At 72.7% G+C, this 12,653-nt stretch carries 10 protein-coding genes, 1 tRNA gene and 1 pseudogene; 3 read left to right on the top strand and 9 right to left on the bottom strand.

Annotated features, from left to right (window positions below):
- Positions 1–108: 108 nt before the first annotated feature.
- From STBA_RS22060 to STBA_RS22020, 9 genes and pseudogenes are all read right to left on the bottom strand, one after another.
- Complete coding sequence (locus tag STBA_RS22060; protein WP_077063497.1) at positions 109–336, bottom strand: hypothetical protein; 228 nt, start codon at positions 334–336, stop codon at positions 109–111.
- 179 nt (positions 337–515) lie between these two features.
- Positions 516–685 (bottom strand): annotated as a pseudogene (locus STBA_RS38915) (GNAT family N-acetyltransferase); the annotation flags it as partial.
- A 217-nt stretch (positions 686–902) separates the two neighbouring features.
- A tRNA-Arg gene (locus STBA_RS22050) sits at positions 903–975 on the bottom strand.
- A gap of 63 nt (positions 976–1,038) precedes the next feature.
- Positions 1,039–2,007: an L-histidine N(alpha)-methyltransferase gene (gene egtD / locus STBA_RS22045; protein ID WP_077060906.1), complete on the bottom strand. Its 969-nt coding sequence runs from the start codon at positions 2,005–2,007 to the stop codon at positions 1,039–1,041.
- Positions 2,008–2,018: 11 nt separating this feature from the next.
- Positions 2,019–2,744 (bottom strand): ergothioneine biosynthesis protein EgtC, encoded by a 726-nt coding sequence (egtC, locus tag STBA_RS22040; RefSeq protein WP_077060905.1) that lies wholly within the window; start codon positions 2,742–2,744, stop codon positions 2,019–2,021.
- Entirely contained in the window at positions 2,744–4,075 is a 1,332-nt protein-coding gene (gene egtB, locus STBA_RS22035) for an ergothioneine biosynthesis protein EgtB (protein ID WP_077060904.1), read from the bottom strand. The genes egtC and egtB overlap by 1 nt, the downstream gene beginning before the upstream one ends.
- Complete coding sequence (gene egtA, locus STBA_RS22030; RefSeq protein ID WP_079252087.1) at positions 4,072–5,421, bottom strand: ergothioneine biosynthesis glutamate--cysteine ligase EgtA; 1,350 nt, start codon at positions 5,419–5,421, stop codon at positions 4,072–4,074. Before egtA ends, egtB begins: the two co-directional genes overlap by 4 nt.
- Before the next feature lie 313 nt (positions 5,422–5,734).
- Positions 5,735–6,925, bottom strand: a complete 1,191-nt coding sequence (locus STBA_RS22025) for a M20 family metallopeptidase (RefSeq protein WP_077060903.1) — start codon at positions 6,923–6,925, stop codon at positions 5,735–5,737.
- A gap of 52 nt (positions 6,926–6,977) precedes the next feature.
- Positions 6,978–8,351, bottom strand: a complete 1,374-nt coding sequence (locus STBA_RS22020; protein ID WP_077063495.1) for an FtsW/RodA/SpoVE family cell cycle protein — start codon at positions 8,349–8,351, stop codon at positions 6,978–6,980.
- A gap of 577 nt (positions 8,352–8,928) precedes the next feature.
- On the opposite strand from STBA_RS22020, the gene STBA_RS22015 reads away from it, so the two are divergent.
- The 3 genes from STBA_RS22015 (at position 8,929) to STBA_RS22005 (ending at position 12,518) form a co-directional block, all read left to right on the top strand.
- Positions 8,929–9,942 carry a sigma-70 family RNA polymerase sigma factor gene (locus STBA_RS22015; protein WP_077060902.1) on the top strand — a complete coding sequence of 338 codons (1,014 nt, stop codon included), beginning with the start codon at positions 8,929–8,931 and terminating at the stop codon, positions 9,940–9,942.
- A gap of 289 nt (positions 9,943–10,231) precedes the next feature.
- Positions 10,232–10,876 (top strand): TetR/AcrR family transcriptional regulator, encoded by a 645-nt coding sequence (locus STBA_RS22010; RefSeq protein WP_077060901.1) that lies wholly within the window; start codon positions 10,232–10,234, stop codon positions 10,874–10,876.
- A gap of 136 nt (positions 10,877–11,012) precedes the next feature.
- Positions 11,013–12,518, top strand: a complete 1,506-nt coding sequence (locus STBA_RS22005; RefSeq protein WP_253194908.1) for an MFS transporter — start codon at positions 11,013–11,015, stop codon at positions 12,516–12,518.
- Positions 12,519–12,653: the final 135 nt, after the last annotated feature.

Genomic DNA, 12,653 nt, shown 5'->3' with positions numbered 1-12,653 from the left:
TCGCATGCCGGACCACCGGCAGCCCGCACAGCAGCTTGCCGGCACTGGCGCGCAGAACATGGCTCGCGGCACGGCGGTGCGGCGGACCACCGGGCAGCGCGCCGGAGGTCAGTGATCGTGCTTCTCGTACATTGCCAAAGCGATCCCCAGCCCGAAGAACGTTGGCGCCCACTCGCCCACGAAAATTCCCCACCGGTCTGCCCTGGCCACATCCCCGCCCGGCTCGGCCTTCAGCGACGCCACCCAGCTGGCGACCGTCAGGCCGATGCTGACGAATCCGGCACAGTAGGCGTGCTCGCTGCGGAGTCCGGCCTCGTGAAGCTTCTGGACGATCACGGAGTCCCCTTTCTTCGAATACACACCACTTTGCGCATATCTTGCCGATTCCGCCACCGCACAACGCCTGCGCCACCTCGTCCCGCGAACCCTGAGCGCCGCCCGCTCCCCCTGCACATCGCCGTCCGGAACAACCGGGTCGGTGCGGGTCCGGCAGTTCGCTTCGGTGAAGGCGCCGGTCAGCGGATAGTGCGGATCATCACGCTCAGCACCGGCGAGGCCAGGGACGGCTGTGCCCCCACGACCTGTAGAGCACGTGCACCTTTCCGTCGCCAGCCGCCGGGTTGACCATCAGCGTGACGAACGGCTCGTCGTGGGTGGTGAGGAGGGCGTCGTGGACGCGCCGAGCGGCCCTCCTCCGCGGAGGAGGGCCGTCGAGACGGCCCCCGGGCCGATCAGCGCGGAGGCCACGACCATTTGGGAGGAATTTGGGAGACGGAGCCGTCAACTCCCCGGTCAGTCGCAGGTATCAGCCAGGTACGCCCCAGGTATGCAACCCCGTGATGCGCGGCCCCGAAAACGGCTGTGACCTGCGACGATGCTCCATCGACCGCAGGTCACACACGTGCCCCAGGCAGGATTCGAACCTGCGACACCCGCTTTAGGAGAGCGGTGCTCTATCCCCTGAGCTACTGAGGCTGAGGCGTTGCCGGGGGTTAGCGTACCGGGTTCAGGGCGTGGGGTGGGAATGGGTTGGTGGGGTCAGGTGGGGGTGGCCAGGAGGAGGGCGAAGCGGGATTGGGGGTCGGGCCACCAGTGGGGGACCGTGAACGCGGCGCGGGTGAGTTCTTCGGTCAGCGGTTCGCGGCGGAACTTCACGGAGATCTCCGTGCGCAGGTCCTCGCCGCGGGCAAAGTCCGCGGTCAGGCCGAGGGCCGGGATCTCGACGCTGTGGGCCACGCGGGCGCGCAGGCGCATCTCGATGCGCTCGGCCTCCGCGTTCCACAGCGCCTTGTGGTCGAAGGCGCCGAGGTCGAAGCCCGCGCCGAGTTCGCGATTCAGGACGCGCAGCACGTTCTTGTCGAACGCCGCGGTCACGCCCTGGTCGTCGTCGTAGGCGCGGATCAGGGTGGCGGGGCTCTTCACGAGGTCGACGCCGAGCAGCAGGGCGTCGCCTTCGCCGGTGAGGGCGGTGCGGAGGCGGGCGAGGAACGCGGCGCGCTGTTCGGTGTCGAGGTTGCCGATGGTGGAGCCGAGGAACGCGACGAGGCGCGGGCCCGGTTCCGGGAGCGGGAGGTCCGTTTCGAAGTCGGCGACCGTGGCGGCCACGCGCAGGTCGGGGTAGTCGCGGCTGATGGCCTCTGCGGCGCGGTCGAGGGTGGTGTCGCTGACGTCGACGGGCGCGTACTGCTTCAGGGTTCCGGCGGCGGTGAGGGCGTCGAGCAGGACGCGGGTCTTGGCGGAGGTGCCGGAGCCGAGTTCGACGAGGGTTCTGGCGCCGGTGAGGCGGGCGATCTCTTCGGCGCGGGCGTTGAGTATCTGGCGTTCCGCGCGGGTCAGGTAGTACTCGGGGAGGCGCGTGATGCGGTCGAAGAGGGTGCTGCCGTGCTCGTCGTAGAACCATTTCGGCGGCAGTCTCTTGGGGCGGCCGGTGAGGGCGCTCTCGGCGTCGGCGCGCAGGGCGCGGGCGGCGTGGTCGGCGGGCAGGCGGCGGTCGACGGTGATACGCATGGGGCGTCCCTTCACAGTGGTTCGACCTCGGTGGTGGTGCGGCCGGCGAGGAGCAGGGAGTGTTCCGGGACCTCGTGCCAGCCGCGTTCGCCGGGAACGGGCGAGGAGGCGACGGTCACTTCGGTTTCGTCGCGGCGGCGGTACCAGAGGGTGTCGCCGTGGCGGGTGGCGGCGATGGTGCTGCCGTCGGTGAGGAGCAGGTTGAGCCGGGCGTCGGGCCGTGCGGCGGTGGTGGTGCGCACGATGTCCGCCAGGGCCTCGCCGGGCGGCAGGCCGGCGGTCAGGCGGCGGCCGGTCATGGCCCACAGCAGCGCGGAGTCGCTGCGCGCGTCGAGGCCGAGGAGCTCCGCGGCGGTGAGGGGTTCGCCGGTGTCGGCGGGCAGCAGCTCCCAGCGGGGTACGGCCCCGTTGTGGCTGAACAGCCAGCGCCCGAGCGCGAACGGGGCCGCGGCGGCCTCGTCGTGGCTGGTGCCGGGGGTGGCGGAGCGGACGGCGGCGAGCACGGCGCCGCTGCGCAGGACGGCGGCGAGGCCCGGCAGGTTGGCGTCGGACCAGATGGGAACGGCGCGCCGGTAGCGGACCGGTCCGGCGCCGTTCTCGGGCGGGTACCAGCCGACGCCGAAGCCGTCGGCGTTGACCGAGGGCGTCCAGGACTGCCGGTAGAGGCTGTGGGGCGGGTCGGTGAGGACTTCGGCCAGCGGTCTGGCCGGGCCGAGGTAGGCGAGGTGGCGGCACATCAGCCCGGCTCCTCGGTGCGGCAGGTGCGGAACCCGGCGAAGATCTGCCGCCGCACGGGCAGGTCCCAGTTGCGGAACGTGGCGCGGCAGGCGACCTGGTCGGTGGCGAACGATCCGCCGCGCAGCACCTTGTACCGGTCGCCGAGGAACACTTCGCTGTACTCGCGGTAGGGGTGGGCCGCGAAGCCCGGGTAGCCGGTGAAGTCGCTCGCCGTCCATTCCCACACGTCGCCGAGCAGCTGCCGTGCGCCGCAGGGCGCGGCGCCGGCCGGGTAGGCGCCGGCGGGGGCGGGCTGGAGGTGCTGCTGGCCGAGGTTGGCGTGGGCGGGCCCGGTCGTGGTGTCGTCGCCCCAGGGCAGGCGGCGGGAGCGGCCGGTGGCGGGGTCGTGGCGGGCGGCCTTCTCCCATTCGGCTTCGGTCGGCAGCCGCCGCCCGGCCCAGCGGGCGTACGCGTCGGCCTCGTACCAGCTCACGTGCAGGACGGGTTCCGCGGGCGGAACGGGTTCGGTGCGCCCGAAGCGGCGGCGCAGCCAGGTGCTGCCGTCGCGGCGCCAGAACGCGGGGGCGGTGAGCTGGGCGCGGGTGCGGTGCAGCCAGCCGTCGGGGTGCCACCAGCGGGGGTCGTCGTAGCCGCCGTCGGCGATGAACTCCTGGTACGCGGCGTTGGTGACGGGCGCGGTGTCCAGCCGGAACGCGGGCACGTCCACGACGTGCGCGGGGCGTTCGTTGTCGAGCGCCCAGGGGTCGGTGTCGGTGCCCATGGTGAACGGGCCGCCGGGGACGGGGACTTCGGCGGGCAGCGCGTCGCCGGGGGCGGGCGGCGGGGCGGGCGGCGGGGCGGGGGCGTTCAGCACGGCGGGGCCGCGGCGCAGCTGGTGGGTGGCGAGCATCGTCTCGTCGTGCTGCTGCTCGTGCTGGGCGACCATGCCGAAGAGGAAGCCGTCGCCCGGGTGCGGGGTGGCGGCGAGGACGTCGAGGGCGTGGTCGCGGACGGTGGCGAGGTAGCGGCGGGCCTGGGCCGGGGTGAGCAGCGGCAGCGCCGTGCGGCTGGCGCGCGGGTGCCGGAACGCGTCGTAGAGCGCGTCGAGTTCGGGGCGCAGCGGGGGCCGGCCGCCGGCGCGGCGCAGCAGCCAGATTTCTTCCTGGTTGGCGATGTGCGCCAGGTCCCAGACGAGAGGGGACATCAACGGCGAGTGCTGGGCGGTGAGTTCGCCGTCGGGCAGGCAGTCGGTGAGGGCGAGGGTCCGGCGGCGGGCGGCGGACAGGGCGATGCGGGCGCGTTCCCGGACGGGGACGGCGGTGGCTTCGGGGATGAGAGTGTCCTCACTCATCGCCTGGCTCCTTCGAGCTGGTCGTCGGCGGGGCACCGGCCGCGGTCGGGGTAGCGGTCGGCGAAGTCGGCGACGGCGCGCCGCACGGCGGCGCACGCCGGGTCGCGCGCCAGGGCGTCGTCGACGGCGGCGAAGCAGGCGCGGGCCGCGGCGCCGAGCGGCGGGTCGGCGGGGCCGAGGCGCGCGGCGCGCAGCCACAGGTCGGGGCGGGGCAGGGGGCGGCCGCCGGTGAGGGGTTCGGTGGCGGCGAACGCGGCGTCGGCGGCGGCCGGATCGTCCAGCAGGGTGCGGGCGACGGCGAGCGGGACGGTCCAGTCGTCGCCCGGCTGGGCGTCGATCATGCGCAGTTCCAGCCAGCCGCGGGGGCGGACGGGCGGGAAGAGGGTGCCGAGGTGGTAGTCGAGGTCGGCGAGGCGGGGCGGGCGTTCACCGTACGGGCCGCGCAGCCAGGAGCGGAACGTTCGCCCGGCCGGTGCGGTCCACGCGGCGGGCGGGGTGCGGCGGACGCACAGCAGCGCGGCGTCGAGCGCGTACCTGGTCCAGGCGGCGCGCGGGTCGGGCTCGCCCGCCGTGTCGGTCTCGGGCGGGCGGGTGCGCCCGGGGTCGATGCGGGCCCACAGGGCCTGGCGGGTGGAGGCCCAGCCGGTGGGGCGCCCACGCCACAGCGGTGAGTTGGCGAAGGCGGCGACGAGGACGGGGCCGAGCCGGTGGGCGAGCTGCCAGCGGCGGCGGTAGCCGGTGAGGCCGCCGGTCTCGTCTCCGGCGTCGACGCTGATCTGAACGGCGGCGGTGGCGCGCATCATGACCCGGCCGGCGGGGCCGAAGCGGTCGAAGTAGCTTTCCATGGCCCGGTAGCGGGGGTGGTCGAGCAGCCGGGGCGGGGCGTGCTGCGGGTCGAGGCCGAGGCCGACAGGGGTGAGGCCGGTGTCGGCGAGGTGCCGGCGCAGGTGGCTCACGTCGGTCGCGGCGGCGCCGAGGCACGCGGCCAGGGAGGTGGCGGGGGCGCTGCTCAGCTCGATCTGGCCGCCGGGTTCGCGGGTGAGCCGGCCGCCGCCGGGCAGTGCGCCCGGCGCGGCCAGCGGCGCGAGGGCCGCGTCGAGCGCCTCGGCGGTGGGGAGGCGCGCCGGGTCGCGGGCGTCGCGGATCAGCCATTCGAGCTCGATGCCGGTCCGGACGGGCGGCCCGGTGGTGAAGCAGGCGGCACGGACGTGGGCCTCGGCCTCGGCCTCGCGGAGCTCGGGACCGGTACAGGTGCCCAGGCCCGCGGGGGCCGCCGGGTCCGTCGGGCCCGGGCCCGTCGAGCCCGTCGGGTCGTCCGCGGGGTCCGCCGCCAGTTCAGCCGCCATAGGTGCCGCCCTCCTTCAGCCGCATGCCCGATGCGTCCGGTTTGTACCGTTGGCGTCTGCTTCACGGTACGGCGGGCGGCGGCGGCGCGCTCCGGCTGTGCCGCCAGTCGGTCGACACCGGAACGGCGAGGGCCGGAAGGCGAACGGGCGGGGACGGTCCCCGGCCAGGCAGCGGCTAGGCCCTGTCCGGCCGATCTTGCCGGGCCCGCGACGCCAGCTACGGCACCTCGCTGCGTTACCGAATCGCGCGGCGCCTTGCGATGCACCGCATCTGACGCCGCGGGCTTATCCGACAAGATCGACAGGACAGGACCTAGGCGGCGGCGAGGCGGCGCACGGCCAGTTCCGCGTACAGCGCGGCCCCGTCCGGCAGTACCGCCTCGTCGAAGGCGGCCAGCGGGGAGTGGTTGGTGGGGGCCGAGTCGGGGTGCAGGCCGGGCATGGTCGCGCCGAGGAAGATCATCGCGCCGGGCACCGCCTCGATGACGCGGGAGAAGTCCTCGGCGCCGAGGAGCGGGTTGTCCATGCCCGCGTAACGTTCCTCCCCGTGGACGTCGCGGACGGCGTCCGCGGCGAACGCGGCCTCGGCCGCGTCGTTGACCGTGACCGGGTACTGCTCGGTGAACCGCGCCTCCACGCCGAGCCCGTGCGCCGCGGCGATGCCCTCGCACACGGCGACCGTCCCCTGGCGCAACCGGGCGCGGGTCTCGTCCGAGAAGCTGCGGACGGTCGCGGTGAAGGCGGCGGTGTCCGGAATGATGTTGGACTGGGTGCCCGCGTGGAACTTCCCGACGGTCAGCACCACCGGGTCGAAGACGTCGAAGCTGCGGGAGATCCACGTCTGGAGCGCCGTGACCATCTCGCAGGCGGCCGGGATCGGGTCCTTCGCGCGGTGCGGCGCCGAGCCGTGTCCGCCCGCGCCGCGGACCGTCACATCCAGCACGCTGGACGCAGCCATCGCGGGTCCGCCGCGCGTCGCGAAGACCCCGGACTCCCAGGTGTGTGAGATCACGTGCAGGGCGTACGCGGCCACCGGGCGCTCCCCCGTTGCTTCGAGCACCCCTTCGTCGATCATGCGCCCCGCCCCGTTATAGCCCTCCTCGCCCGGCTGGAACATGAACAGCACGTTCCCCGCGATCCGGTCGCGGTGCGCGGACAGCAGCCGGGCCGCGCCGGCCAGCATCGCGGTGTGGAGATCGTGCCCGCAGGCGTGCATGCGGTCGGAGGGGGCGGCGAACGGCAGCCCGGTCCGCTCGGCGACCGGCAGCGCGTCCATGTCGCCGCGCAGCAGCACGGTCGGCCCGGGGTGTTCGCCGCGCAGCACGGCCGTCACGGAGCTGAGGCCGTGGCCGGTGGACATGTCGAGCGGCAGCCCGTCGAGGGCGGCGAGCACCGCCTCCTGGGTCCGCGGCAGGTCGAGGCCCAGTTCGGGAACGCCGTGCAGCGTGCGCCGCAGGCGCACCAGCTCGTCGGCGAGGGTGTTGGCGTCGTCGAGGAGGTTCACGTTCGCTGAGTCCTTCCACGCATAACGGATGGGAACGGCGCGCCGCGGCGGGTCACGCCGCGGGGCGCGGGGTGTCGTCGGTGATGGCCGGGGTGAGGATCGTGGCATTGCCCGCAGGCTCGGTGGCGGCCTTGCCCGCGCTGTCGCTGACGCGGATCAGCAGCGCGACGAGCAGCCAGTTGGCCACCGTCGAGGAGCCGCCCTGCGCCAGGAACGGCAACGCCTTGCCGGTGAGCGGGATCAGCCCGGTCACGCCGCCGCAGACGATGAAGACCTGGAGCGCGAGCACGCAGGAAAGACCGGCGGCCAGCAGCTTGCCGAACGGGTCGGTGACGGAGATCGCCGCCTTGATGCCGCGCTGGATGAGCAGCGCGTACAGCAGGATGACGGCCGTCACACCGGCCAGGCCCAGCTCCTCGCCCACGCTGGCGAGGATGAAGTCGCTGCGGCCCGCGAACCCGACGAGGTAGGAGTGGCCCTCGCCCAGGCCCGTTCCGGTGAGGTCGCCCGCGCCGAAGCTGAACAGGGCCTGCGCGGACTGGTCGGAGATGAGGCCCGGCGGGCGTTCGTCCTCGGGGAGGAAGATCGCCATGGGGTCGAGCCACGCCTGTACCCGGCCCTTGACGTGCTGCTGCGTCGCGGCCACGACGGCGGTGCCGGCGGCGGCCATCAGGCCGCCGAGGAGGACCCAACTGGTGCGTTCGGTGGCGATGTAGAGCATGAGCACGAACACGCCGAAGAAGATCAGCGAGGTGCCCAGGTCGCGTTCGTAGAAGAGGACGACGAGGCTGACGGCCCACACCAGCAGCACCGGTCCCGCATTGCGCCCGCGGGGCAGCGCGAGCCCGAGGAAACGGCGGCCGGTGAGGGCCAGGGCGTCGCGGTTCGCCATGAGGTAGCTGGCGAAGAACACGACGATCATGACCTTGACGAACTCCCCCGGCTGCACGGACAGCGGCCCCAGCGTGATCCAGCGCTTCGCGCCGAACTGGTCGGCGCCGAACAGCGCCGGGGCCATCAGCAGCAGCATGGCCAGCGCCATGCCCAGGTAGGTGTAGCGCGCCAGGACCCGGTGATGGCGCAGAACGATCAGGGTGGCGACGCACAGCGCGGCGCCGACGAGGGTCCAGACCACCTGGTCGGGCGCGGCAGGCGCGGACTGGTAGTTGTCCGGCGGGTAGTGCGCCGCGTAAGCCTGGTCGAGGCGGTCGAGCAGGACCAGGCCGAGGCCGCTGAGCAGCACCGTGACCGGCAGGATCAGCGGGTCGGCGTGCCGGGCGAAGCGCCGCACGGCCAGGTGCGCGGCCAGGGCGGTGCCGCCCAGCAGCGCCGCGTACGCGGGCAGCCCGGACGGCACCCGTTCATACATGGCCAGACCGGCGGCCACGTGCCCGAACGTCACGATGGCGACGGCGAAGAGCACCATCGCCAGCTCGGTGTTGCGCCGGTGGGCGATCCAGCGCTTGACGGCCGGTGGCACGCCCCGCGTGCGCCCGGCGCCCCGGGACCCGGCCGTGCCCCCTGGGTGGCCGGCGCCGCTTCGCCCGCCGCTGCCGCCCCTGCGCATGTGCCCCGCCCCCTGTCAAGACCTGCCCTGTCCGTTCCGCTCCCCGGACGGGCCGGGTCCCCCGCCGGACGGGGGAGGCGCTGACCGGCAACCTACCCGGGCCGGGCGGGCTCGTCACCAGGGACGCGTGCGCCCCGGGTGGCCGGAACGGGCCGTGCGCCGCATGGCGGTGCGGGCGCTGGGTACCCGGACGCAACTAACGAAGCGTCCCGTTCGTCTTCAGGGATGTGGGGATGGATGTGGGGAGAGATGTCCTGCATGGTCCCGGGCGGGTGCATGTGGCCGGGCAGGGTACTGCATCCCCGGGAAAAAGATGCACGGCTTGGGAATTCTGTCCGGATTCCCGTCGTTGATTCGTTATGGATGCGGGCGGCAAGGGGGCAGCCCGGTCCGGTCCGAAGAGGACCACATTTGATCACTTCGCAAGGGAGCACGTATGGCAACCCGTGCCGTCGCCCGGCGTCCGGACACCGATGACAGTGTCGAAGCGGCGGGCAGTGTCCGGTCCAGCGCAGGCAGCGATGCCACGGAGCGCGATCTGGTCGGGATGTATCTCGACGAGATAGCCCGTACCCCGCTGCTCGACGCTGCGAAAGAGGTCGAGCTGTCGCTGACGATCGAGGCGGGGCTGTACGCGGGGCGCATCCTGCGGGGCGTGGAGGAGCCGGCGGCGGATGGCGCGGCCGCCTCCGCCACGCGGGAGGAGCTGGAGGCCATTGTCGCCGCCGGGGAGCGCGCCAAGGACGCGTTCATCCGTGCCAACCTGCGCCTCGTCGTCGCCGTCGCCCGGCGCTATCCGCGCAGCGGCCTGCCGCTGCTCGACCTGATCCAAGAGGGCAACGCGGGCCTGGTCAGGGCCGTTGAGAAGTTCGACTACAGCAAGGGCTTCAAGTTCTCGACGTACGCGACCTGGTGGATTCGGCAGGCCATCACGCGGTCCATCGCCGACCAGTCGCGGACGATCCGGCTGCCCGTTCACCTGGTCGAGGAGCTGGGCCGCATCCGGCGCGTGCAGCGGGAGTTCAACCGCGAGCACGGCCGCGAGCCCGAGCCCTCGGAGATGGCGGCCGAGCTGGACTCGACGCCGGAGCGCATCCAGGACGTCCTGGACTGGGCCCGCGATCCCGTCAGCCTCAACATGTCGGTGGACGACGAGGGCGAGACCCAGTTCGGCGATCTGCTGGAGGACACCTCCGCGGCCTCGCCCGAGCAGTCGGTGCTCGTCATGATGCGGCGCGAGGGTCTTGAGGACCTGATCAGCCGCCTCGACGACCGCACCGCGGCCATCATCAGGGCGCGGTACGGCATCGAGGACGGCCGTGAGCGGACGCTCACCGAGGTGGGCAAGCAGCACGGTCTGACCCGCGAACGGATTCGGCAGATCGAGAAGCACGCCTTGCTGGAGCTGAAGCGCATGGCGAACGACTCCGGCTTCGACGCCGCGGCCTGACCGCCGCCGCCGGCCGCCCGGCACCGGGCGGCCGCACAGACCGGCCACCCCCACGGCCCCGCACCGCCACCCACGGCGGTACGGGGCTCGTTGCCGTCCGCCCGCTCCCGCTCGCACCGCCGCGCTCGACTGACGCGCTCACACCGCCGCGCTTGCACCCATCCCGACATGATGTGACACACGACACATCACCCCGCGAAATAAGCGGGGACTGCCTCTCCGTTTAGAGCATTGTCCAGGCAAGCGGGGACTGACTCCCCGGTTGTTCACCCCAGCAGGGAGCGGCAAGGTGACCCTCAAGTCCACGGCCACACGCACCCGGTTGCGCGCCGACGCCGTCCGCAACCGCGAGCGCATCCTCGCCGCTGCCCGCGAAGCCATCGTCGAGAACGGGCCGCACGTGCCCCTCGACGAAATCGCTCGACGAGCCGGAGTCGGGAATGCCACGCTGTACCGGCACTTCCCGGATCGGGAGTCGCTGCTGTTCCACGTGCTGCTCTATGTGAACCAGCGGATCATCGAGCGAGCCCAGCAGGCCCTGGAGAGCGTGCACGACCCTTTCGAGGCGCTGTGCCGCATGGTCCTCGACTCCGCCGAGGAGCGGGTCGGCGGCCTCTGCCCGATGCTGGGCTTCGGCATCGACCGGGAGGACCCGCGCCTGGTAGCCAGCCGGGAGCGCATGCACCGCGTCACCCAGCAGTTGGTCGACCGGGCCCACGCGTCCGGCCAGCTGCGCGGCGACATCGGCTCCGGTGATCTGCTGATCGCGGTCGCCCGCCTGACCCTGCCCGTGCCGGGCACCCAGGGTCCCGGCGTGAGCACGATGGCCAGGCGCCATCTCCAGGTGTTCCTGGACGGCCTGCGCACGCCGCCCCGCAGCGAGCTTCCCGGCCAGGCGAGCAGCCTCGAAGACCTCAAGGACGAGTTCTGCTGACCGCCACCACAACCCGGCGCCGCGCCCAGCGCTGAGTTCGGCCCGTCACCCGAGTCCTCAGTACGGGGCTCCCATCCGCCCGCCCATGCACCAACGCCACGTGAGGTTTGTCACCCTTATGCCACCGGAAAAGACCGTGAGCCCCGCTCACGGTTCCCTCGACCCGAAGCGCTGGCAAGCGCTCTTCTTCATCGCCCTCGCCCAGTTGATGGTGGTCCTCGACGGCACCATCGTGAACATCGCTCTGCCCTCGGCCCAGACCGACCTCGGCATATCCGACGGCAACCGGCAGTGGGTCATCACCGCGTACGCCCTGGCGTTCGGCGGCCTGCTGCTGTTCGGCGGCCGCGTCGCCGACCTGTGGGGACGGCGTCGCGCCTTCGTCATCGGGCTCGTCGGCTTCGCCCTCGCCTCCGCCCTGGGCGGCGCCGCGTCGAACGAGGCGATGCTCTACCTGTCCCGCGCGCTCCAGGGCGTCTTCGGCGCGCTGCTCGCCCCGGCCGCGCTGTCGCTGCTGACCATCCTGTTCACCGACGCCAAGGAACGGGCCAAGGCGTTCGGCGTCTTCGGTGCCATCGCCGGTGCGGGCGCCGCCATCGGCCTCCTGCTCGGCGGGGCGCTCACCGACTACCTGGACTGGCGCTGGACGTTCTTCGTGAACATTCCGTTCGCCGTGATCGCCGCCGTCGGCGCCATGATGTACATCCACGAGCCGGAGAACGCCCGCAACCGCTCCACCCTGGACATCCCCGGCGCGGTCCTGGCCTCGCTCGGCCTGGTCGCCCTCGTCTACGGCTTCGCCAGGGCCGAGCACGAGGACTGGACCGAGTCGGTGACCGTCACGATGTTCGTCGCCGCCGTCGTGCTGCTCGCGGCATTCGGCATCGTCGAGTCGCGCGTCAAGTCCCCGCTGCTGCCGCTGCGGGTGATCACCGACCGCAACCGGGGCGGCGCGTACGCGGCGCTCGGCCTGGCGATCGTCGGCATGTTCGGTCTGTTCCTGTTCCTGACCTACTACCTCCAGGTCGTGCGCGGGTACTCGCCGGTGAAGACCGGTGTGGCGTTCCTGCCGATGGTCGCGGGCATGATCATCGGCTCGACCCAGGTCGGTGCCCGGCTGGTCACCAGGGTCCCGGCGCGCATGCTGATGGTGCCCGGCTTCCTGGTCGCCTCGCTCGGCATGCTGCTGCTGACCCAGCTCAGCATCGACACCTCTTACGCCGCGGTCATCCTGCCGGCGCAGGTGCTGCTCGGCCTGGGCATGGGCACCGCGTTCATGCCGGCGATGAGCCTGGCCACCGAGCGGGTCAAGCCGACCGACGCGGGCGTCGCCGGCGCCATGGTGAACGTGTCCCAGCAGGTCGGCGGCGCCATCGGCATCGCGCTGCTGAACACCATTGCGGCCGGCGCCACCACCGCGTACGTCACCGACCACGCGGCCGGTGCGACGAACGAGCGCCTGCTGGTGCTGGAGTCGATGGTCCACGGCTACACCACGGCCATCTGGTGGGCGTTCTTCATCGTCCTCGGCTCGGCCGTCGTCTCCGCCCTGCTGATCAACAGCAAGGGCAGCGGCCACGGGACCGACGCCTCCGGCGAAGGTTCCGACGAGGGTGCGCCCATCCCGGTGATGGTGCACTGAGCACGAGCCGACAGCGCCCGGCCCTCGCGGCAACTCGCCGCGAGGGCCGGGCGTTTCCCGTACGCGTCCGTTTACGCGGGGGACCCATCGGCGTAGCATCCGAAATCAAACAAACGATCGGGCACGGGCGGACCG

The sequence above is a fragment of the Streptomyces sp. MP131-18 genome (assembly GCF_001984575.1).
GTDB classification, from domain to species: domain Bacteria; phylum Actinomycetota; class Actinomycetes; order Streptomycetales; family Streptomycetaceae; genus Streptomyces; species Streptomyces johnsoniae.
Note: the sequence above shows the minus strand (reverse complement) of the source record. Positions and strands in the feature narration are given on the sequence as shown.